A 20,933-nucleotide genomic window follows, 5' to 3' on the forward strand; every position below is an offset into this window, starting at 1 on the left:
TGATATTAAGGAAAACTTATATAATATGACTACATATGAATGTGTATTCATATGTTCAGGTGAATTGTATGGGATGTGAATGCAGCTCATGCTCCCCTGAGGAGGGGGATAAAGATATACAGGTCATCGCAGCATCAGGCGCACTCCTCACAGCAGGAATCATCCTCAGCTTCACAGGCAGTGTGATCTCAATTCCACTGCTACTTGCCGCAGTGGCAGCTGCCGGCTACAGGATATTCCCGGCAGCAATCAGATCAGTCCTCAGGGGACGCTTCACAGTGAACTTCCTCATACTCATAGCAGTCGCCGGTGCCCTTGCACTCGGTGACTACACAGAGGCGGCCCTGGTAACGGTCCTGTATAATATTGCAGAGTACCTTGAGGAGTACGCCCACAGAAGATCCCACAGATCAGTGGAATCGCTCGTAAGACTCAGGCCAAGAACAGCGAGGGTCCTCGGTGATGGGGAGAAAATTTTTAAGGTTGAGGAGGTGACTGCTGGATCAATAATCGGTATAAAACCCGGTGAAACCATTCCACTCGACGGAACAGTCATCAGGGGCAGGTCAAAGGTGGACCAGTCAAATATAACAGGGGAGTCCCTTCCAATAACTGTCCAGGAGGGCAGTGAGGTATTTGCAGGTACCCAGAACCTTGACGGATACCTGGAGGTTCGGGTTATCAGGGAAGCAGATAACACGGTGCTTGCAGGTGTTATTGAAACCGTTAAAAGGGCTGCCACCAGAAGGTCCCGCAGGGAGAGGTTCATAGAACGCTTCGCATCAGTCTACACCCCGGCTGTCATAGCCCTCGCGGTTCTAACAGCAGCGGTTCCCATCATAATGGGGGGATCCATCGGGACATGGGTGTACAGGGCCCTTGTCCTTCTTGTAATCTCATGTCCATGCGCACTCCTCATATCAACACCGGTTGCAATGGTCTCAGGGATGACCGCCGCTGCAAGAAGGGGTATACTCATCAAGGGCTCGGAGTTTCTGGAGGCAATGGCCTCGGTGAGAAACATAATCTTCGACAAAACCGGAACCCTCACAGAGGGATCCCCCAGGGTCACCTCGGTTGAACCCGCTGAGAGGAGGGAGGAGGTCCTCAGGATCGCAGCCTCCCTTGAGAGGAGGTCAGGTCACCCCATCGCAGAGGCCATAGTGGACTCCTACCATGGAGAAACAGATGAGGTCAGTGAATTTGAGTCCATGCCCGGGAAGGGTGTTTCAGGCTACATCAACGGGGTGAAGTACACCATTGGAAGCCCTGAACTTGTCGGTGCCAGTCCAGGTAAGGGGACCACAGTCTACCTTCAGGGGCCAGGGGGAATAGCAGGGAGGATAACCCTCGCAGATAAAATCAGGGATTCCGCCAGTAAGACAATCTCAGAACTCAGGGACAGGGGAATCAGGGTCATGATGCTGACAGGGGACAGCGAGGAGGTTGCAGCTGAGGTTGCAGGTGAACTTGGAGTTGAAAGTTACCATGGAGGTCTTCTCCCTGAGGATAAGATGAAGGTGATTGATGAGGTCAGAAAAGGGGGACCCGTTGCAATGGTGGGTGATGGTGTTAATGATGCACCGGCCCTTGCAGCTGCAGATGTGGGGATAGCCATGGGTGTCCGGGGGTCGGATGTTGCACTTGAAACAGCCGACATAACCCTTGTGGAGGATGACCTTGAGAGGATAGATGAACTCATGGATCTAAGCCGGAGGACCATCCGCACCGTGAGGATCAACACCGCTTTAACGGTTACGGTTAAACTATCCCTTGCAGTCCTCTCTGTCTCTGGCTCGGTGCCCCTCTGGGTCGCGGTTGCTGTGGGTGATATGGGCCTTTCGCTCTTTGTTATAGTGAACAGTCTGCTCATTGCAAGGTACTGAGGCCTATTCAGAATCATTATTATTTTTAGTGAATAGTCTGCTTATTGCAAGGTACTGAGGCCTATTCAGAATCATTATTATTTTTAGTGAATAGTCTGCTTATTGCAAGGTACTGATGTACTGCCGTATTTTTAGATTTTCATGACTCAAATCAGCACTAAAAAAGAATAAAATAGTGGTTTAAAAACCACTAGAAGGGAAGACTTGCGTATGTTCCCTTAATCTTTGCTGTTGCAGTGTTCCAGCTTGATACAGCGCCGAGACTGTTTCGTGAACTTGTGGCATCTGCAGCGTACCAGGTGTCACCCACAAGTACCTGGGCCCAGACATGGCCGTAGGTGTTACCTGACGTGAAGGTGCATGTACCATGCACATACCTGGAAGCGAGCCCTGCAGCCCTGAAGAGGGCCACCAGAAGATGTGAATGATCCACACAGTTACCTGTCCTGTATTTAAGTGTCCCTGTTGCACCGTACCTTGTGTTGTAGTAGAAGCTGTAGCTGATGCTGTCGCGTACCCAGTTGAATATCGCTGTTGCCTTGTCCCATGCAGAGCTGAGACCTGAGGTGAGGCTGGCTGCCAGTGACCTTATTGCCGGGTCATTCACCTGGCAGTTTGCTGTTGCCGAAAGGTACCGGGAGGTGCCCTCACCGCTGTATGGGTCATTCTCAGGTCTCTTCTTAAGTGATGATGATGGGGTCGTTGATGTGGCACTGATCTTCTTCACCGTGACGTAGTTGGGGAGTCTGCCACTTTCAGCGTGAAATGCAAGGATCCTTGAAACCGCGTATATGAGGTTATCACAGGATACCCTGCCGATGGCAGAACTCACATAGTTGGGTGCCCTGCTGTTAGTGTTTATGAACTTCAGCACATTCTCTGCAAGTTTGAGGTAGGCTGACTTTGAGAGCTGCCCCGTCGCTGACCCTGATGGGTTCGGCGCGGCTTTCACTGAACGCACTGTGAGTGAAGCTGATTTTCCTGCACTTTTAAGGAGGTCCTTTAACATCAGGTCAAGGAACTGTGCAACTGTCAGCTTCTGGCTTCCCACTGATACTGTTGATGGCAGCTTACCGTAGGTTTCAATGTACTTCCTGAGGTTAACTGCAGCGCTCAGTATGTTTGCATGGTTCACACCTGAATTATCACCTGCAGCCTGGAACTGGCTGCCTGAATTGCCACTGGCGTTTTCCATGTCTGCATCTGCCACTACAGGTTTTGTGGTGTTAGGTGTATCCACTTCTCTGTCCACTGAAACAGGGGGCTCGGTGTTATCTGCACTCAGATGATCGGCCCCACTAGGCAATGTGCCGTCGCTGTCCGCCATGTCTTCACTGTAACTTTCATTTAAACTGGAGCACTGATCCAGTGACTCTCCAGATTCCACTTCAATCTCGAAAGCTGTATCATCAGCTGCCACTGCATATCCTGCTGTATTCATGAGGAGGATGCATGCAGTGAGCATGCACACCAGTCTCATGTTTACCGAAATTTTACCGCCTCCAATCCACAGTGCCCGGTAGGGTCACTGTGACATTAAAAACTTGAATTTAAGGTTATATATAAATATTTTGGTTTATTTGACTCAAAAAAGCCTTATATGAACCTTTTAAATCAAAATAGGCTTTATGAAATCTTTTTATTTTCATGATAGATGAATATGCTCTCTCCATCTCCATCATGGGCTGAATGACAATTTCCAATCCTTTATCCAGCTGAAAGGCACATATAGAACCTAATATTGCAGCCGGATTTTAATGGGATTCCATTTTAAATATAGGGGCTCTCCAGAGGTGATTTAAGATGCTATGGCGTCTGGCCCACATAATCCTCAAGGGGCACGCGCGATTCAGGAGGCATTAGAAAGGAGCTTGATGCTTTATAGGCCTATTTAACGTCTTATAACGGTTTAAAACGTATTCAAGGGCACAATAGAAATCCTGAAGAACGGGGTTAACTTTATCTACTGATCATTGAGTAATAGGTAAATGGTGATATTATATGATGAGTCGTGAGATGATGGATGCCATCGAAAAGGAACTCGTTTTTGTTGCAACCGCCGATGAGGAGGGCACACCAAACGTGGTCCCCATAGGATTCGCAAGGCCACTTGATGAGAAGACCATCCTCATTGCAGACAACTACATGAAGAAGACGATAAGAAACCTCCATGAAAACCCAAAGATAGCACTGATACCACAGAACGCCAGGGAATGCCCATACCAGTTCAAGGGAACAGTTGAAATCTTCAAATCAGGCAAATACTTTGACATGGTCGTTGAATGGGCCCAGAACGTCATGACAGAACTTGAACCAAAATCCGCCATACTCATGACTGTTGAGGAAATATACTCAGTAAAACCGGGCCCAGAGGCCGGTGAAAAGGTGGCCTGAAGCCCCCAGAGTGACATGGATGTGTGGTATAGCAGGGTTCAGGGGATCGGGCGCCAGGGATAAGGTCGCCGCAATGCTCAACACCATCGGACACAGGGGCCCGGATGCAAGGGGCCTCTACCATGACGGCAGGATCACCATAAAAACCGGTGAGGGGGAGGATGTGCTTGAGGCCCCTCCCTCAGAGGACATTGCACTGGGCCACAACCTCCTCTCAATAGTGGGCGGACCCCAGCCGGTTGCAGGTGATGGTGTTCTGGTCTTCAACGGTGAAATCTACAGTCATGAGCCCACATCTGGAGGGGGTGATGCCCACATCATACTGGACCTCATAGAGGGCCACGGCGGCGACCTTGAGGATGCAATCCGATCTGCAGTCAGTGAACTTGACGGGGACTACGCCTTCATCTACACCGATGGAAAGAACCTTGCAGCGGTGAGGGACCCTGTGGGTGTTAAGCCCCTCTACCATGCAGGGGAGGCCTTTGCATCGGAGAGAAAGGCCCTATGGAGTATAGGTCTGCGGAACGTGGAGAGTCTTCCGCCTGGACACGCCATTATAAATGGAAGGATGGTGAAGCTGCGGGGACTCCCCCGGCCCAGGACATGCACTGAAAGCCCCCATGAACTTAAAGGTCTCCTGAAATCTGCCATCAGGGAGTCGGTAAAAAAGAGGACCCGCGGACTTAAGAAGGCTGCACTCGTATTCTCAGGTGGTGTGGACAGCACCCTCCTCGCGGTGCTCCTCAGTGAATACCTGGACCTCACCCTCTACACCGTGGGCACACCTGGATCGGCGGATGTTGAATTCGCATCAAGGGCAGCAGAGGACCTTGGCATGGACCTCCAGGTAATTGAGGTTACAGAGGAGGCTGTGAGGGGTGCACTCCCCCATGTCCTCGCTGCGATTGAGGTCTACAGTCCAATGCAGATCGCCATTGCCATGCCCCTCTACCTTGCATCCAGGGAGGCGTCGGCTGCAGGCTTCAGGGTTATGTTTTCAGGGCAGGGAGCCGATGAGCTCTTCGCAGGATACCACCGCTACAGGAGGCTCCTTGAGGATGGAAACCTTGAAGAGGCGCTGATGCATGATTTGGAGAACATCTACCATGTCAACCTTGAACGGGATGACGCTGTTACAATGGCAAACTCGGTGGAACTCAGGGTCCCCTTCCTTGACCTGGAGGTTATAGAGTTGGCCCTCAGGGTCCCCACATGCCTCAAAATAACGGGCCCCGATGATGAGATGAGAAAGCATATACTCAGGGAGGTGGCGGCTGAGATGGGAGTCCCTGAGTACATTGCAACAAGACCCAAGAAGGCAGCCCAGTACGGTTCAGGCGTTGATAGGATACTTAGAAGGAGGGTGCTCCCTGGATTCGACCATGAGGCCTTCCTGAGGAAACTCATGAATGAAGGTGGGGTCGCTCAGAGATGAACCCATCAGGGGTTCGCCTCTACGGATTTTGTGTTTCTCCAATCTAAGCATTTATATCCATGCACATCAATAGTAGACTCATATGTTCACATTCACGATTACCTATCACACCAGGAGGAATCAGGCATGAAGATAGAGAAAGAGGCTGAGAAGATCCTCGAGGAATTCTCAAGGGCACTTGAAGACGTCCCCGAACTTGAGGAAACATATTACATCGTCGATAACCTTAACAGGACAAGTGAGGATGAGGTTGAGAAGACCGACCCTGAGAAGATCCTCAGAAACGCCCCGGTGGATGAGGACGGCAACATAGTTGTTGAGAGGGGTGAATGGACCCAGTAGGTGTTAAGGATGCGGTTAAACCTGGTGATTGAACTCCGGGATGCCCCCGGCCAGCTTTTATCCGTACTGGAGCCCCTGGGAAGCTCCGGTGCCAATATAGTGACGGTTATACATGAAAGGGACCGTGAATACGGGCCTATGGTACCTGTACAGCTCACGGTGGAGGGTGACAGGGAAACCCTTGACGCTGCCATCAGCAAACTCCAGGAGAGGGGTGTTAACATAATCGAGATGGACGGCGCCCCCCTCAGGGAGAAATTCACAAGCATACTCGTAGGCGAAATTTCAGAGGGAGACCTCCATGAGGCTGTGGAGGCAATAAACAGCGTCAGAGGGGCCTCAGTATCTGACCTTTCACTCAGAATGTCGGGGGAAAGACAGTCAGCCAGGATAACCGTTGAAGTAGAACATGGGACCAGGGAGAGTGTCCTTGAGAGGATCCAGGAGGCCGCCAGGAGGCATGACCTCCTCCTCATAACAGAGGTCTAGGGGTGATGAGAGTGAGGATATGTCTGATTGGTCTTGGAGCGGTGGGTCAGGGATTCCTCAGGGCGGCCCAGCTCAAGGGTGAATACCTCAAAAAAAGGTATGGTCTGGAGTTAACCTTCACCGGGATTGCTGATTCATCAGGGGCAATTCATGATGGAAATGGTCTTGATATAGCTGAAATCCTCAGACACAAGAAGATGGATGGTGTCGGCAGACACCCCATGGGAGTTGAAGGTATGAGCGGCCTTGAACTCCTGGATGAGGTTGAATATGACTGCCTGGTTGAGGCAACCCCCACCAGCATAATGGATGGTGAACCCGGCAGGTCACTCCTCATGAAGGCCCTCGGGGATGGTAAACACGTTGTAACATCCAATAAGGGGCACCTGGCACTCTTCTACTCTGAACTCATGGAGCTATCCTCAGAGGCCGGTGCCGAGCTCATGTTTGAGGCATCGGTTGGGGGGGCAATGCCCATAATAAACCTTGCAAGGGAGACCCTCACATCCTGCAGCATAGAATCGGTTATAGGGATACTGAACGGCACCACAAACTTCATACTATCTAGGATGACCTCAGAGGGTTCATCCTATGAGCAGGCCCTCCTTGAGGCACAGGAGCTTGGTATAGCAGAGACCAACCCTGCACAGGATGTTGAGGGTACAGACGCCGCATGCAAGGCGGTGATACTTGCCAATGCAATTCTGGGGAGGCCATGCACCCTCAGGGATGTCAGTGTGGAGGGTATCACAGGCATAACCCAGGGGGCCATTGAACTGGCGGCCCAGGAGGGTTACCTCATAAAGCTCATCGCTGAGATATCAGATGATACACTGGAGGTGGGCCCGAGGCTCGTTAGGATGGGGTCCCCCTACGCTGTTGACGGGACGCTCAACATGGCAACCCTCAGGACGGACCTTGCAGGTGAGGTCACAGCCGTTGGGAGGGGTGCCGGGTCCCTGGAGACAGCCTCGGCAATGCTAACAGACACCCTTACCATCTGGCGAAGGCACAGAGAAGTCAGATAATATTTTAATATTTTTTAATGCCAGCAGTAATGATAATGGATTACGTTTTAATCCCTACAGTGATGATCATGAAGTATGTTATTCTTGTTGGAGATGGAATGGCAGATTATCCCCTTGATGAACTTGATGGCAGAACACCGCTCCAGGTTGCGGATAAACCCAACATGGACCAGCTTGCAGCTAGAGGCGCATGCGGACTCCTCAGGACGGTACCTGAGGGCATGGAGGCGGGCTCAGATGTGGCGAATCTAAGCATAATGGGTTACAGCCCCAGGAGGTACTACACAGGGCGGGGACCCCTCGAGGCCGCAAGTATAGGTGTGGAGCTCTCCCCTGAGGACGTTGCATTCAGGTGCAACCTGATAAACGCAGATGAGAGGATAGTGGACTTTAATGCAGACCACATTGAAACAGATGACGCATCAAAGCTCATAGACGCCCTCAACACCCACCTTGAAACCCCCGGAAGATTCTATGCTGGAGTGAGCTACAGGAACCTCTTTGTCATCACGGGACCCAGTTACGCCGATGTGCGCATAGAACCCCCCCATGACATCGTGGGTGAACCCGTGGACCAGCACCTCCCACACGGGTCACCTGAGGCCGACCATATAAGGGGGCTCATGCTCAGCTCAAGGGAGGTCTTTGAGTCACACCGGGTCAACAATGAAAGGATGGCCAGGGAAAAGAGACCGGCAAACATGATCTGGCTCTGGGGCCAGGGTACGAGGCCATCAATGGAACCATTCAGTGAAAAATATGGCCTGAAGGGCGCCACGATAACAGCCGTTGACCTCATAAAGGGTCTCGGTGTATACGCGGGCCTTGAGAACATCCATGTCCCCGGTGCAACAGGTTACCTTGACACAGACTACAGGGCCAAGGGGAGGTACGCAGCAGATGCCCTTGAGGAATACGACTTCCTCTTTGTCCATGTTGAGGCACCCGACGAGGCCGGACACGCAGGTGACGTTGAGGAGAAGATAAGGGCGATAGAAAACATAGACCACTTCGTACTGGGAAGGATACTTGATGCTATAACAGAGTACGATTGCAGGATATCCGTGCTCCCGGATCACCCGACACCCGTCGAGGTGAAAACCCATGTACCTGACCCTGTACCCTACATACTTGCAGGTGATGGTGTTGAACCTGATGGTGTAAAATCATACGATGAATTCTCTGTCAGGGAGGGTTCACTGGGCCTTGAGGAGGGCCACAGACTCATAGAGGTCATGAAAACACTTTAGATTCCGGCTTCAGGGCACGAATTTTTAATAGTGATGAGGCACATAGACTATTCCATTAATCTTATTCACTCAAAGACACATACGCTATTCCATTAATCTTATTCAACCAATCAGGAGTTGGTTCATCTGGCCAAATACATTGTTGTAACAGGAGGAGTTGTAAGTTCTATAGGAAAGGGGATAACAGCAGCATCAATTGGAAGGATACTTAGATCATATGGGCTTTCCGTGACAGCCATCAAGATAGATCCCTACCTAAACTGGGACTCGGGGACCCTCAACCCCTACCAGCACGGTGAGGTCTTTGTTACAGATGACGGTATGGAGACGGACCTTGACCTGGGCCACTATGAGCGCTTCCTGGACGCAGACCTCCCCGGTGAGGCCAACATAACCACGGGTAAGGTTTACCTCTCTGTCATCAACAAGGAGAGGTCCGGCGACTACCTGGGCTCATGTGTGCAGATAATACCCCACATCACCGATGAGATAAAATCCATGATAAGGAGGATTGCAGATAAAAGCGGGGCTGACGTCGTCCTGGTGGAGGTTGGCGGAACCGTTGGTGACATAGAGGGACAGCCGTTCCTGGAGGCCCTCAGGCAGCTCAGAAATGAGGAGGGCCATGAGAATGTCATGTTCGTCCATGTAACCTATGTACCCTATCTGCGGGCTGCAGGGGAATTCAAGACAAAGCCAACACAGCACAGCACAAAGGAGCTCAGGAGTACAGGTATCAACCCTGATATGATAATCTGCCGCAGTGAGATGCCCATAGACTCGTCACTCAAAAAGAAGATAGCCCATTTCTGTGACGTTGAGAAGGAGGCGGTCGTAAACGCACCAGACGCATCATCCATATACGAGGTCCCCCTGGTCCTTGACAGTGAAAATGTCGGCGAATACATAGTGAGGAGGATAGAACTGGATGTTGAGGGTAAAGCGGATCTTAAGGAGTGGAAGGGAATCGTGGAATCCCTCATGATAGATGAGCCTGTGGTGACAGTTGGAATAGTGGGCAAGTACGTGGAACTTGAGGACTCCTACATAAGCATAAGGGAGGCCCTGAAGCACGCCGCAGCCCACCTGGGAATCCGAGTTGAAATTGAATGGATAAGTGCAGATGATGACGTCAGTGTGGATGACCTCAGACACCTTGACTCCATACTTATCCCGGGCGGCTTCGGTGAGAGGGGTATCTCAGGGAAACTCGATGCTGTAAGATTCGCCCTTCAGGAGAAGATCCCCATCTTCGGTATATGCCTGGGGATGCAGTGCATGGTTATAGAATTTGCAAGGCTCAATGGAATGGAGGGCGCCAACAGTACAGAGTTCGACCAGGACACACCCTACCCCGTGATTGACATGATGGAGGAGCAGAAGAGGATAAGGAAGATGGGTGGAACCATGCGGCTCGGCTCCTATGAGTGCAAGGTCAGGGAGGGCACCCTTGCATATGAGGCCTACGGGAAGGAACTTGTAACCGAGAGACACAGGCACCGGTTTGAGGTAAACAATGAATTCAGGGAGGAACTTGAGGAGAAGGGCCTTGTGATTTCAGGGACATCACCCGATGAGTTTCTGGTTGAGATGGTTGAAATCAGGGACCACCCATGGTTCCTTGGATGCCAGTTCCACCCTGAGTTCAAATCAAGGCCAAACAGGGCACATCCACTCTTTGTATCATTCCTGAAGGCGGCATTTGAAAATAGGGAGTCCTGATTCCTTTACTTTATTTTCCCCCATCGATGGGCTCCCATACCGTGACGTCCCCACTCCTCATAACAGCCCTGAACACACCCCCACCATCACCCAGAAGCACCAGCCTCACAAACATTGACCCCTCATACTTCCTCTGGAGTACCACGGTCCGGTTTCTCTGAAGGAGTGCGAATGCAACGATATCTGAATCGGGGTCACCCTCAATAATCCTTGAGATCCCATTCACCAGGTAAAGCCTCGAAACATTCACACCATTTTACACTTCCACAATCATATACAATGCCGCCGCTACTTCTTAGTGGTTCAAGTTAGGTGATGGTACCTGTGGAGTAGAGTGTCTCTGTTCCTGTGAAGTTCCAGCTTCCATACTAGAGTATCCAGTAACCTGTCTATGAGGCGATCGTAGGTTACGGGGACATAATCTGATTTCCGGTTGAGTATGGATTCAACCTTTTGCAGTGCCATCATGGAAGCCATGCCTCTCAATGAGGTAATCAGCACGTTCACCCCTTTCAACACCCAGAACGTCCCCAAGGATAATATTACAAGCATGATAACAGATGTTCTTCTATCAGGTTTTCTAGATTCTGGTTGATTTTTTGTCCTGACGCAATCTCTCCGTATCCACTGTTTGGTTTGTAACCTCTGCATACAATCTGAGATCTCCTCACAAAAACTTAAATATCCTCACTCTGAGAATTAATTAAAAACGAGTCCTGAAATATGAGATTCTCTTACGATGTTTACCATTAGAGGAGTGATTTTATGGTCATGGAACTGATCCCTGTTTTCATAGCGCTTATCGTATGTTTCTATGCCTCATACAGTGATATAAAGAGGGGTTTAATACCCAACCGCCTCACATTTCCTGTTATTGGCCTTGGTCTTGCCTTTAACGCCCTGAGGGCCTACACCGAGGCGGACCCCTGGATATTCATATACACCGCCATCTTCACGGCGGGTATATTTGCCCTTGGCTACATCCTCTGGAGGATGGGTGCCTGGGCCGGTGGTGATGTCAAGCTATTCACAGCCATCACGGCTCTTCTACCATTCCAGCCATCCATTGTGGGTTACACCCTTGGAGGGGTGGCTTTTCCTGTGACAGCAGCTTACCCGTTTCCATTAACACTTATAATAAACAGCATACTATCTCTATTGCCATTCCTTCTGGTATACGTCTTCTTCATAATCTACACATCAAGGAGAGACCTCATGGATGAATTTATGGAACCCCTGAAACAGTACAAGACGAACATGGTCCTCGCCCTTGTGATCACATCGGCGGTGACGCTTACATTCATTGTAACGGACTTCCTCCCATTCCAGATAATAGTGCTCTCACTTATACTCATTTACCTCCTCACCATGGTCATATCACGCCTACCCAACAGGGTGAAGGCGGTGATAGTATCCGTGATAATTGTCTACTCCCTCTACAGGAACTTCGAGTTAACCGTGAGTGGCATTGTTGTACTGTGGGTTTCAATAACCGCAATACAGCTCATAAGAAAGCTCCTGACCTCCATCACAAAGGAGGCCCTGCAGGATACCATGCACCTGGATGAACTCAGGGAGGGCATGATACTCGCCCACACACTCTACAGGAAGGGTGACGAATACTACTTTGATGACACCTCATTCACCGACAGGTTCAGAACCGCTGCAAAGACAGGTGACGTATCCACGCTGACCTACAGGGGCGAACCTGTAATTTCGGCAATGGCCGCCGGCCTAAGGGAGGAGGAGATCCAGACACTAAGGGACCTTGTAGCTGCCGGGAAGATCCGTGATGAGTTCCGTATAAGGAGGGGTCTGCCCTTCGCCCCCGCGATATTTATAGGACTTGTGATATCGCTGCTTGTGGGTGACCTTGCAGTCATACTCTTCAGGGCATTTGACCTGGTATTTTAGCCAAGTATTTAAGAGGCCCTCCACATAAACAAATATCAGTTGAGATATTAAATGTTGAAGGTGATCTGCATGGATAGCAGGGGACAGGTTTCCCTGGAGTACCTCCTACTCATACTCGTGGTCCTCCTTGTGCTGGGTGGTGTGACCATACCCCTCATAGGGAGCTCAATAGAGGCGAGTACAGATGTATCCCGGGCATCGGATGCGAAGGTGGCTGTTCAGACATTATCAGATGCAGCAGATATAGTCTATTCCAATGGTCCAGGGGCAAAGAGGACCGTGAGTTTCTACATACCCGTTGACGGTACACTCATCTTTGCCAATAACAGCGTGATATTCACGGTTACCTACAGTAACGGTACAAGGTCAAATATAACAGCACCCACACAGTACAACCTCACGTCACAGTCAGTGAATGTTCAGAGGGGATGGTACCGCGCGGTGGTTCAGTGGCCACTTAACTCCACAACCGTACTCATAACAAACATAACAAGGACCTAGGAGGGATTTCATGAGTTTCTTCTCAAGACTCGGCAGTGCAGTGATAACTCTATTCACACTCATCGGATCAGCAATCTTTGGAATCATAAGGCTCCCATCTAAGATAAGGAGCATTACATCAGATCTCCGGAAGGGAATCTCAGAGGTTGATGTTGAGGACGTGAGGAAAAGGATTAGGGATAGGGCTGAGTCAATAGGGGAGCGTATCCCAGCCCAGCAGGATGAGGAGGTTCAGGAAATCCTCGAGGAGGCAAGAAACCATGACATCAAAATACCTGAGGACGACGCCCCAATAATCATCAAGGCAGGGCGCTTTGACCCGGCAGAGAAGGAAAACGCGGTCCTCAAACTTCAGCTAACAGCGTCTGGGTTCATCGTGCTCTCGATAATATACGTCTTCAATTTCATCTCCCTCCTTGTATTCATGCCAGCTGCACTTATTCTGCTTGGACTTCTCCTGTACATACTCTATCGCCAGATAAGGGTCATGTACCCCGGGGACTTTGAGGCCTACAGGGACTTTTTCCTGATGTACGTGGCTGTTGGGGTCGTTATAATCTTGGTATCAGGTAATTCTGCCCTCACAATGGCCTTCCCATTTGTATTTTTCCCGGCGCTCACAACACTCCTCTTTGCTGTGCTGGCTGTGGCTGTGGTTTTCCTCATATTCAGAATAAGATATGTGCGGGACTACACCTTCGGTGAGGTTATAGAGACTGGTGAAAACACATCCTATGTCAGGGTTGACTATGATATAAGGAGCAACGTTAAACCAGACGTCTACATCGTTGAGAATGGCGGCTTTGATGTGAAGGTTGGGGATACAGTGAAGCTTGCAGTTGAGGGGTCCGTCATGAGCATGAGGGGTAACAGGCCTGTTAGGATAACCGGTGTGGAAGGGACGTAATCGAATAATAATAATTAATTTTTTCTAGACATGTACCGTGGATGTAACTGGGAAAAGTGGGGAATAGTTTTTCTAGACCTGTACCGTGTATGTCTTATCCCCCAGCCTGACGGTGGTGCTGTTAACAGGCTTTACCCCATTGAGACTTAATAGGGACTCAACGGTCCTGTTTATCACAAATGCCCTGTAATTTGAGGGAATGGGTGTGTCAAAGTACAGAGTTATGGTCCTGTTCTTTCCACCTGTTATGGTTGTCTTTGTGACCTTTACTGGCTTCATGGATACATTGGTGTAGGCAATCTCAGCAACCGCAGATGAGGCACCCTCCCTTGCAGCGGCTGCTATACTGTTCTCCTGGGACTGGGGACCTGCAATTGACGAGAAAACGAGCACGATTATCACTATGAATGAGACGATCAAGAGAAATTCTGCTGAGATCTGACCCCTGAAATCCATATTATATCACCCTCCTACTGATATATGAATGAGCAACTATATATAACATTCCCGGCATAAATAACCACATATAAAGAGAAGGGGATAAAATTGAGGGGTATACTGGCTGATAAAAGGGGTTTTGCATTTTCACTTGACATACTTCTGGCTCTCATACCATTAACCATCATGCTGGGCATACTTGCCGCTGATATGGATAACATAATGTATTTAACACAGAGCACCATCTATCAGAGCGCCATTGACCGTCAGGCATCGGATATAGCAGACGCCCTCGTTGAAAGCTCGGGTGTTCCCCCAAACTGGGAGCAGCTCGGAAACCCCCAGAGCATAGGACTTGCAAGGTATGACCCTGTGAGAAACATGCCCCAGAAGAACTACCTCTCCCCTGCAAAGATAGCTGGGATGAACACGACCAACATGGGGGAACTTGTGGGCCCGGAGTATGGTTACTACATCAACATAAGCACAACTGAGGGCCTCAGTGTTAGAACCCTTGGAACCCTTAACACAAGCGCCCCTGACATTGCAAGGGTTGAGCGTTACGTCCTCACCACCAAGGTGGAGCGTGTGGGTTCAATAGAGGGCCTCATAAGGGATGCGGGGCAGCCAAGGACCTACACAACCAACTTCCCAACCAATGATGCATATCTTAGAATCTACGACTACTGGGTTCTTGTAGTTAACAGGGGATACGATTCAGCATTTGTGGATGTTAACAACAACCGTGTTGTACCCCCCAATGAGATAAACAAGCACATCACAGAGATCAAGAAACAGATAAATGAGACCTACCTCTACAATAACACAACATTCAGGGATAACATACTGAGTGTGAGGACCCAGAGTAACCCGGGGGCATCAATGGATGTCTACATCCTTGCAGCGCCCAAGGGCACCCCCGCAGATCAGATAACGCTTGATAACGTGAGGTTAAGGCCCGCAAAATTTGTCCTGTACCTCTGGTTAAAATGATAAAATTATGATTCGGGTGATCCGTTATGATCCGTGATTTCGGTGATGATGAGGGAGGATTCATATTCACAACCGATGCCGTCCTGGCACTGGTTGTTGTATTCATATTCACAGCATCAATTGTGACATATTTTGCACTTCCAAATTATATGGGGGCCGACCACCAGCACCTTGAGGCGCTGGCAGCGGACGCCCTGGATGTCATGAGACAGGACGGGACGCTGTACTCTGCAGCTGCCATGTACTCCAGGAACAACACGGCAGGTGCCGAGAGCGTGATAAGGTCTGAACTGAGATCGCTACTACCACCAGGTGTTGGGTATGAGTTCAAGATGGGCCCGTATCCGACTCTAAGGAATGACAGCGGGATACTCGTATCAAGGGATACCGCATCCAGGGCCATAGTCATTTCAGGTCCTGAGGAGGGCTGGCTTGGGCGTGCATGGTACAAGATGGAGGAGGTCACACTGGAGGATCAGCAGATAAACTCCACCACAACCGTATGGAACTTCCACAACTGGCTTACCAATTTCTGGAACAGTCTTTACTTAAGACCATACTGGGGATACCAGACCGCACCCCAGAACATTACCTTCTCGGTCCCATCAAGTAACATCCAATGGGGTAAATTTCTCCTTGGCTCATGTAACCGGCGGAACAAGGCATCATACGGGGCCAACATGGTGATAAACAACGTCCCCCATATTGTCAGAAACGATAGTTTCACCTTCCTTAACGTCAGACCTGGAACAACAACTGAACTCATGTACAATTATCAGGGAAACATAACGTCACTTGTGGGCGGCTCAAACAGGTTCTATGTCCAGTTCACCAACATGACCACAACGGGAACCCGGGATTACGATTTGCCATGGTTTTCAATAATAGCAAACTATACAAACACAATAAAGGTGCCGAGGGGTATCATTACCCGCACATACCCCTTCAATGACGCTGCTGGCCTTGCGGTGCCCGAATTAACGGGGCTAGATAAAAATGGGACCATGGGTTACGGCCGTATATATGATCTCAACACGGGTACTGTTACCAACCTCAACACGAGGCGTGTGATAGCATGGAACAGTATGGTGAGACAGAACCATTCGTACTCTGATGGTCTTCCATTTGTAATTACTAATGTTAATGGGGGTGGCGATGATGGATGTGCGGTTAGCGTCACCCGTGACATCCCAATACCTGCGGGTTCAAGGATACTCGATGCCTACACAGTTGTCAACCCATACGGTGGTGTTGACAATGCCCTCGTGGAGGTGTGGAATGGTACCGCCTGGAACGTTGCATTCTGTTCATTCAACTATGGGGGAGTGACCTACAGTGCTGGTGACGGTTACGGTAACGTGCCGGGTATCATATACATCAGGGACTACCTGAGGGCCGGTCGGACAAATAAGGTCAGGGTTACAATATGGGACAACGTCCCTCGCCAGGACTACGACCTTGTGGGTCTTGTAGACTGCTACTCCACGGTCTCCTACACATCACTGCCCATCCAGTGGAACAACTACCCATTTGCAAGCTACCAGAACTCAACCAATGTATCAGCACCCGTAAGGCAGTTCACCATTGGGTCAGATGCCAAGAAGGTTCTGCTCTTCGTGGGGGCTGGACTTGACACCAAAACTATTAAGGTTGAGGTTAAAAACTCAACGAGCGCCTGGACCCAGCTCTACACTGGTCCTGTGCCATTTTCACTGGATATAGGGGCCATTGATGTTGCAGGAAGCAGGATATTCACAACAGGCGGTAACCCTGGAAACTACAGTGCAAGGCCTGGAACCTATAATATACGTGTCACCATAAATTCAGGGCAGGGCTGGGAGTCAGGGGACTCCAATGCAGAGATATACTCAGGTACACGTGTCGCCGTCATATACCCGAAATTCCTTGCAAACATGTGGGCCACAGAATATGCCAACGACGCGTACACGGCCCAGGCCCTTGCAAGGCAGGAGCTCATAGAAATGCTCCAGGCATCAGGCTACAACATAGACCCATCACTTATAAGGACCGAGGCCCTCTACACAGGGGACATACCCAATTCATTACCTGTTAGACTAACACTGTGGAGGAGTTAGATATGAGCATAATCCGTGACGAGGATGGATACGCATTCACACCACTTGCAGTACTCCTCTTCATACCTGTTATTGTAATTGCCATATCCTATGGAAGCATAGTCAATGAGGCCAACATGCTGGCAGCCCTTACAATGGGTGGAGATGTCACTGTAACGGTGGTTGGCTCAATATACACGACAGTTGAAAAGGCTGCGGCGGATGCAGGGCGTAACGCGGCATACAATGCATCAAGGAACGTTATAGATAATGCCGAGTTCTTCCCGGCCGGCACAAGTAAAGCCAACATAACAAGGAACATAGTTGATGCCATAAACGACAACGTCATAAACACCTCACAGGAGCTTGAAAGGCAGACAGGCCGCCAGATCTACATCAACAATATACCCATAACCAATTACACCAACGCCACATTCACCACCTCAGACATTACAATAACACAGAATGACCCCTTCGGGTTCTCAGTGGAGATACGTGGCGGCATACCTGTGAAGGTTGTCCAGAAGGACCAGGTCTATGAGTTCCGGCTGCCACAGGTGTCATCCTATGTGAGCCTCGAGGGTATAGAGGACCCTTACATATGGATAAACACCAAGTTCCGTGCAAGTAACGTGATCTACAAGTACCCCTACTATGCAAGTAATGGTACATATGCAGACTACAGGCTCAATGAGAGCGTCGACAGTGACGGAAGGCTTCAGAACCTCTGGTACTGCCTCAACGGGACCGACAACCCCAGCAACATAACACCAAGACCCTACTACTTCGTGGACCCATATGGCCTTTCATTCTTTGACCGCCTCGAGAACAGGTCATCATCTGCAGATCCTCAGTACACCAGGATGAGCACCTTCATAATAGGTGACCCCCTCCTTGAGGACCACGACGGCAACCAGTACATATCAAAGGTTGACAGGGAGTACTTCCTTGGAATCGCCGGGACAACCATCAAGGTGAGGAACAATGTCATGTACGACCCCCTTGGATGCCCATTCTGCCTCTCAGCAACCTACAAGAACCTTCTGGGGCTTGCAGCAAACAATTACAGTTAAGGTGATTTAATGGATGATGCTGGTGTTTTAAGCATAGACTTCCTCTTTGCCACCCTGATAGCCCTCATCATAATCGCAGGGATGGTAAGCATAGTGGACAGTGAACTCTCAAGGACACAGGCTGGTGAACTTGGGGAGGCCAGGATGATGGGTGAGCGTGTTGTGGGTGCAGTGAATGCAGCCTACACCAATGGCCCTGGATATGCTGTTAACCTCACATTAACCTCTGATTTTCCATACACCATTGAGGTGAGGAATGGCAGGGTCACCGTGTTCTACAATTCAAACACCATCAGCCTCAACCTTATACCCAAGGTCAACGTGACCACCACCAACATGACCCCAGGATTCACATACACTGTGAGGAACCAGAACGGCACAATAACCATAACTAGACTCACCTGAGCAATCAAAAAAGTCTGGAGGATATCTCTTGTTCAGTGATCTCAGATGGGAGTATAAGGCCCTTGCAATCATTGCCATCATAGCGGTTCTTGTAACGGTGTACTCATACAGCTCATTCAATGAGGGGGAGAGGGTGAGGCTCTCTGATTCCACACAACCCGAACCCCAGCCACAGCCTGTACCTGTGAGCGTACCCAACATGACAGATAACAGAACAAACACAACTGAGAATGTTACGGCCGAGGAGGCCAGACAGATAGCCGTAGAGTCAGGCTACACTGCAGGCCAGCCCACAAGGGGCTCAATAAACCTGAACGGCACGGATGTGGAGGTATGGGTTGTCCCCCTCCAGAGGGGTGGGAGGACGGTTAAGGAGGTCTATGTCAGCGTGGGGGGCGGACAGATTGTTGGAAGCAGGGAATTCACCTGAAGCGGTTCTGCAGAATTCGTATTCTATCTCTTTAAGGAGGGAATTCACCTGCCGGGGATAATCACAACATATTTAAGGCCAGCTGAGATACTATTGTAAGTGATTAAAGAGCCCCTCAAAAGGATTCACGGTGAATAAAATGGATGTTCTGAGTGTAATTGTAATGCTGGCCCTATTTTTACTCCTTCTTGCATTCATATTCTCTGCTGGTCTCATGACTCCAGTAATAGGAAGGAAAAACCTCCTTTTTGTGGTATTCATAGGCTTCATTGCAGGGACCGTCGGCGGCGCATTTCTTATTTCACCGGTCTACGATGAGATTCCTGAAATTGCAAGAAGCATATACCTCTCAACATCTGGAGCCACAGAAACAGTAACCGCGGATGTCTCAACAAGCACCGATATAGAGAGGCTCAAGGCGGATCTCGCCTCCCAGGAGGGGGTTGTGGATGTCCACTCTGAGGGGATCGTGATAAAGACAGATAAATTCACAGAGGAACGTAAAAGAATAATAGAGGATAAAATAGCGGTTATAGACTCCAATATAACCTCATGGAAGGTCTACACGAACGGTACCATAATCCTGCAGGTTAAAAGGGGATACAACCCTGTGAATGCCCTTGAGAACCTTGCAGAGTGGCTCATGTACACTGGAGGTATAAACACAAGGTACAGCACGGTCAAACTGGTGGTGGAGGTGAAACCAGAGAATGTCGATGCAGTTGTCTCCTACCTTGAGGCGAGGGACATCGTTGTAACAGGTGTCAGGGGTCCTGCAGAGGATAGGGTGGCTGAGCTAAAGAGGTCTTTACCGGCTAAGTCCAATATAGTGCTTTTCTGCGGGGTTCTTGGAGTGCTGACTGGTCTTGCAGGTGTTTTCATAGATTCCATCATGGGTTTCTTCAGGAAGATTTACATGAAATACAGAGGTGGAGAATGAGATCTGCAGTTCTATATTCCGGGGGTAAGGACAGTACAATGGCCCTCTACCATGCACTCCAGGAGTCTGAGGTCCGATTTCTGGTTTCCATGGTATCAGATAACCCCGAGTCCCACATGTACCACGTGCCAAATATCAAACTCACATCCCTCCTTGCAGAGGCCCTTGGAATACCCCTCATTGAATCCAGGACTGAGGGTGTTGAGGAAAAGGAGGTTGAGGACCTTGCAGAGACCCTTTCCATGCTGAAGGAGAGGGGTGTAGATGCAGTTTACTCAGGGGCACTCTACTCTGAGTATCAGAGGTCAAGGATAGATGAGGTCTGCAGGAGGCTTGGCCTTAAGTCAATGGCACCACTCTGGCACAGGGATCCCATTGATTATATGGAGGAGGTTGTTGACCTCGGATTCAGGGTCATGGTAACAGCGGTTGCAGCTGAGGGCCTGGATGAGTCATGGCTTGGGAGGATTGTTGACAGAAGGATGATCTCTGAACTCGCTGATCTCAGTGAGAGGTACGGTATAAACCCTGCCTTTGAGGGGGGTGAGGCAGAGACCCTTGTCCTTGATGGCCCAATATTTAAGAAGAGACTTGAGATACTTGAATATGAAAAGAAGTGGTTCTTTGATAACGGATTCCTGGATATAAAGAGGGCCGTGCTTGTTGATAAGGACTAGTTTTAAGGGTCGTCCTTGAAGGATTAGTTTT

22 protein-coding genes are annotated in these 20,933 nt (G+C 49.7%); 18 read left to right on the forward strand and 4 right to left on the reverse strand.

The features are described 5' to 3' along the window. Nucleotides 1-68: 68 nt before the first annotated feature. Entirely contained in the window at nucleotides 69-1,886 is a 1,818-nt protein-coding gene (locus tag OXN82_RS02990; protein ID WP_321211884.1) for a cation-translocating P-type ATPase, read from the forward strand. Nucleotides 1,887-2,076: 190 nt separating this feature from the next. Here the strand turns inward: OXN82_RS02990 and OXN82_RS02995 are convergent, their stop codons facing one another. Beyond that, the gene (locus tag OXN82_RS02995; RefSeq protein ID WP_321211885.1) at nucleotides 2,077-3,366 is read right to left on the reverse strand and encodes a pseudomurein-binding repeat-containing protein; all 1,290 of its coding nucleotides are present in this window, start codon (nucleotides 3,364-3,366) and stop codon (nucleotides 2,077-2,079) included. 521 nt (nucleotides 3,367-3,887) lie between these two features. On the opposite strand from OXN82_RS02995, the gene OXN82_RS03000 reads away from it, so the two are divergent. From OXN82_RS03000 to pyrG, 7 genes are all read left to right on the forward strand, one after another. Next, nucleotides 3,888-4,280: a pyridoxamine 5'-phosphate oxidase family protein gene (locus OXN82_RS03000; protein ID WP_321211886.1), complete on the forward strand. Its 393-nt coding sequence runs from the start codon at nucleotides 3,888-3,890 to the stop codon at nucleotides 4,278-4,280. A 19-nt stretch (nucleotides 4,281-4,299) separates the two neighbouring features. Next, nucleotides 4,300-5,718 (forward strand): asparagine synthetase B, encoded by a 1,419-nt coding sequence (locus OXN82_RS03005; protein ID WP_321211887.1) that lies wholly within the window; start codon nucleotides 4,300-4,302, stop codon nucleotides 5,716-5,718. Between the two features lie 126 nt (nucleotides 5,719-5,844). Then, nucleotides 5,845-6,060, forward strand: coding sequence for an Asp-tRNA(Asn) amidotransferase subunit GatC (gene gatC, locus OXN82_RS03010; protein ID WP_147670876.1), 216 nt, complete (start codon nucleotides 5,845-5,847; stop codon nucleotides 6,058-6,060). Nucleotides 6,061-6,084: 24 nt separating this feature from the next. Next, the gene (locus OXN82_RS03015; protein ID WP_321211888.1) at nucleotides 6,085-6,549 is read left to right on the forward strand and encodes an allosteric regulator of homoserine dehydrogenase; all 465 of its coding nucleotides are present in this window, start codon (nucleotides 6,085-6,087) and stop codon (nucleotides 6,547-6,549) included. A gap of 5 nt (nucleotides 6,550-6,554) precedes the next feature. Next, nucleotides 6,555-7,577, forward strand: a complete 1,023-nt coding sequence (locus OXN82_RS03020; protein ID WP_414855694.1) for a homoserine dehydrogenase — start codon at nucleotides 6,555-6,557, stop codon at nucleotides 7,575-7,577. 68 nt (nucleotides 7,578-7,645) lie between these two features. Continuing rightward, a complete protein-coding gene (locus tag OXN82_RS03025) occupies nucleotides 7,646-8,827 on the forward strand; it encodes a cofactor-independent phosphoglycerate mutase (protein WP_321211890.1) in 1,182 nt (393 codons plus the stop codon). A gap of 117 nt (nucleotides 8,828-8,944) precedes the next feature. Then, entirely contained in the window at nucleotides 8,945-10,549 is a 1,605-nt protein-coding gene (gene pyrG / locus OXN82_RS03030) for a glutamine hydrolyzing CTP synthase (protein WP_321211891.1), read from the forward strand. Between the two features lie 10 nt (nucleotides 10,550-10,559). Here the strand turns inward: pyrG and OXN82_RS03035 are convergent, their stop codons facing one another. Both OXN82_RS03035 and OXN82_RS03040 read right to left on the reverse strand, forming a co-directional pair. After that, nucleotides 10,560-10,799, reverse strand: coding sequence for a hypothetical protein (locus OXN82_RS03035; RefSeq protein ID WP_321211892.1), 240 nt, complete (start codon nucleotides 10,797-10,799; stop codon nucleotides 10,560-10,562). Between the two features lie 53 nt (nucleotides 10,800-10,852). Continuing rightward, nucleotides 10,853-11,026 carry a hypothetical protein gene (locus tag OXN82_RS03040; RefSeq protein WP_321211893.1) on the reverse strand — a complete coding sequence of 58 codons (174 nt, stop codon included), beginning with the start codon at nucleotides 11,024-11,026 and terminating at the stop codon, nucleotides 10,853-10,855. Nucleotides 11,027-11,314: 288 nt separating this feature from the next. Here OXN82_RS03040 and OXN82_RS03045 point away from each other — a divergent pair, with 288 nt between their 5' ends. The 3 genes from OXN82_RS03045 (at nucleotide 11,315) to OXN82_RS03055 (ending at nucleotide 13,871) form a co-directional block, all read left to right on the forward strand. Then, nucleotides 11,315-12,463: an A24 family peptidase C-terminal domain-containing protein gene (locus OXN82_RS03045; RefSeq protein WP_321211894.1), complete on the forward strand. Its 1,149-nt coding sequence runs from the start codon at nucleotides 11,315-11,317 to the stop codon at nucleotides 12,461-12,463. A 69-nt stretch (nucleotides 12,464-12,532) separates the two neighbouring features. After that, nucleotides 12,533-12,964 (forward strand): class III signal peptide-containing protein, encoded by a 432-nt coding sequence (locus OXN82_RS03050; RefSeq protein WP_321211895.1) that lies wholly within the window; start codon nucleotides 12,533-12,535, stop codon nucleotides 12,962-12,964. Between the two features lie 10 nt (nucleotides 12,965-12,974). Continuing rightward, nucleotides 12,975-13,871, forward strand: coding sequence for a DUF2101 family protein (locus OXN82_RS03055; protein WP_321211896.1), 897 nt, complete (start codon nucleotides 12,975-12,977; stop codon nucleotides 13,869-13,871). 72 nt (nucleotides 13,872-13,943) lie between these two features. On the opposite strand, the gene OXN82_RS03060 is transcribed toward OXN82_RS03055, so the two are convergent. Then, nucleotides 13,944-14,327: a hypothetical protein gene (locus OXN82_RS03060; protein WP_321211897.1), complete on the reverse strand. Its 384-nt coding sequence runs from the start codon at nucleotides 14,325-14,327 to the stop codon at nucleotides 13,944-13,946. A 90-nt stretch (nucleotides 14,328-14,417) separates the two neighbouring features. Here OXN82_RS03060 and OXN82_RS03065 point away from each other — a divergent pair, with 90 nt between their 5' ends. From OXN82_RS03065 to OXN82_RS03095, 7 genes are all read left to right on the forward strand, one after another. Then, nucleotides 14,418-15,302 (forward strand): hypothetical protein, encoded by an 885-nt coding sequence (locus OXN82_RS03065; protein ID WP_321211898.1) that lies wholly within the window; start codon nucleotides 14,418-14,420, stop codon nucleotides 15,300-15,302. A 26-nt stretch (nucleotides 15,303-15,328) separates the two neighbouring features. Beyond that, nucleotides 15,329-17,398 carry a hypothetical protein gene (locus tag OXN82_RS03070; protein ID WP_321211899.1) on the forward strand — a complete coding sequence of 690 codons (2,070 nt, stop codon included), beginning with the start codon at nucleotides 15,329-15,331 and terminating at the stop codon, nucleotides 17,396-17,398. Between the two features lie 2 nt (nucleotides 17,399-17,400). Continuing rightward, a complete protein-coding gene (locus OXN82_RS03075) occupies nucleotides 17,401-18,450 on the forward strand; it encodes a hypothetical protein (RefSeq protein WP_321211900.1) in 1,050 nt (349 codons plus the stop codon). A 9-nt stretch (nucleotides 18,451-18,459) separates the two neighbouring features. Continuing rightward, nucleotides 18,460-18,855 carry a hypothetical protein gene (locus OXN82_RS03080; RefSeq protein ID WP_321211901.1) on the forward strand — a complete coding sequence of 132 codons (396 nt, stop codon included), beginning with the start codon at nucleotides 18,460-18,462 and terminating at the stop codon, nucleotides 18,853-18,855. Nucleotides 18,856-18,883: 28 nt separating this feature from the next. Beyond that, nucleotides 18,884-19,285 carry a hypothetical protein gene (locus OXN82_RS03085; RefSeq protein ID WP_321211902.1) on the forward strand — a complete coding sequence of 134 codons (402 nt, stop codon included), beginning with the start codon at nucleotides 18,884-18,886 and terminating at the stop codon, nucleotides 19,283-19,285. A gap of 139 nt (nucleotides 19,286-19,424) precedes the next feature. Continuing rightward, nucleotides 19,425-20,225, forward strand: coding sequence for a hypothetical protein (locus OXN82_RS03090; RefSeq protein WP_321211903.1), 801 nt, complete (start codon nucleotides 19,425-19,427; stop codon nucleotides 20,223-20,225). Next, entirely contained in the window at nucleotides 20,222-20,902 is a 681-nt protein-coding gene (locus tag OXN82_RS03095) for a TIGR00289 family protein (RefSeq protein ID WP_321211904.1), read from the forward strand. Before OXN82_RS03090 ends, OXN82_RS03095 begins: the two co-directional genes overlap by 4 nt. Nucleotides 20,903-20,933 lie beyond the last annotated feature (31 nt).

It is taken from the genome of Methanothermobacter sp. DP (assembly GCF_026692625.1).
Taxonomy (GTDB): domain Archaea; phylum Methanobacteriota; class Methanobacteria; order Methanobacteriales; family Methanothermobacteraceae; genus Methanothermobacter; species Methanothermobacter marburgensis.

Excerpts from the sequence above, each read along its gene's own strand:
- OXN82_RS02990 (WP_321211884.1), top strand. The coding sequence starts at position 69 with ATGGGATGTGAATGCAGCTCATGCTCCCCTGAGGAGGGGGATAAAGAT.
- OXN82_RS02995 (WP_321211885.1), bottom strand. The coding sequence starts at position 3,366 with ATGAGACTGGTGTGCATGCTCACTGCATGCATCCTCCTCATGAATACA.
- OXN82_RS03000 (WP_321211886.1), top strand. The coding sequence starts at position 3,888 with ATGATGAGTCGTGAGATGATGGATGCCATCGAAAAGGAACTCGTTTTT.
- OXN82_RS03005 (WP_321211887.1), top strand. The coding sequence starts at position 4,300 with ATGTGTGGTATAGCAGGGTTCAGGGGATCGGGCGCCAGGGATAAGGTC.
- gatC (WP_147670876.1), top strand. The coding sequence starts at position 5,845 with ATGAAGATAGAGAAAGAGGCTGAGAAGATCCTCGAGGAATTCTCAAGG.
- OXN82_RS03020 (WP_414855694.1), top strand. The coding sequence starts at position 6,555 with ATGAGAGTGAGGATATGTCTGATTGGTCTTGGAGCGGTGGGTCAGGGA.
- OXN82_RS03025 (WP_321211890.1), top strand. The coding sequence starts at position 7,646 with ATGAAGTATGTTATTCTTGTTGGAGATGGAATGGCAGATTATCCCCTT.
- OXN82_RS03040 (WP_321211893.1), bottom strand. The coding sequence starts at position 11,026 with ATGGCTTCCATGATGGCACTGCAAAAGGTTGAATCCATACTCAACCGG.
- OXN82_RS03045 (WP_321211894.1), top strand. The coding sequence starts at position 11,315 with ATGGTCATGGAACTGATCCCTGTTTTCATAGCGCTTATCGTATGTTTC.
- OXN82_RS03050 (WP_321211895.1), top strand. The coding sequence starts at position 12,533 with ATGGATAGCAGGGGACAGGTTTCCCTGGAGTACCTCCTACTCATACTC.
- OXN82_RS03055 (WP_321211896.1), top strand. The coding sequence starts at position 12,975 with ATGAGTTTCTTCTCAAGACTCGGCAGTGCAGTGATAACTCTATTCACA.
- OXN82_RS03060 (WP_321211897.1), bottom strand. The coding sequence starts at position 14,327 with ATGGATTTCAGGGGTCAGATCTCAGCAGAATTTCTCTTGATCGTCTCA.
- OXN82_RS03070 (WP_321211899.1), top strand. The coding sequence starts at position 15,329 with ATGATCCGTGATTTCGGTGATGATGAGGGAGGATTCATATTCACAACC.
- OXN82_RS03075 (WP_321211900.1), top strand. The coding sequence starts at position 17,401 with ATGAGCATAATCCGTGACGAGGATGGATACGCATTCACACCACTTGCA.
- OXN82_RS03080 (WP_321211901.1), top strand. The coding sequence starts at position 18,460 with ATGGATGATGCTGGTGTTTTAAGCATAGACTTCCTCTTTGCCACCCTG.
- OXN82_RS03090 (WP_321211903.1), top strand. The coding sequence starts at position 19,425 with ATGGATGTTCTGAGTGTAATTGTAATGCTGGCCCTATTTTTACTCCTT.
- OXN82_RS03095 (WP_321211904.1), top strand. The coding sequence starts at position 20,222 with ATGAGATCTGCAGTTCTATATTCCGGGGGTAAGGACAGTACAATGGCC.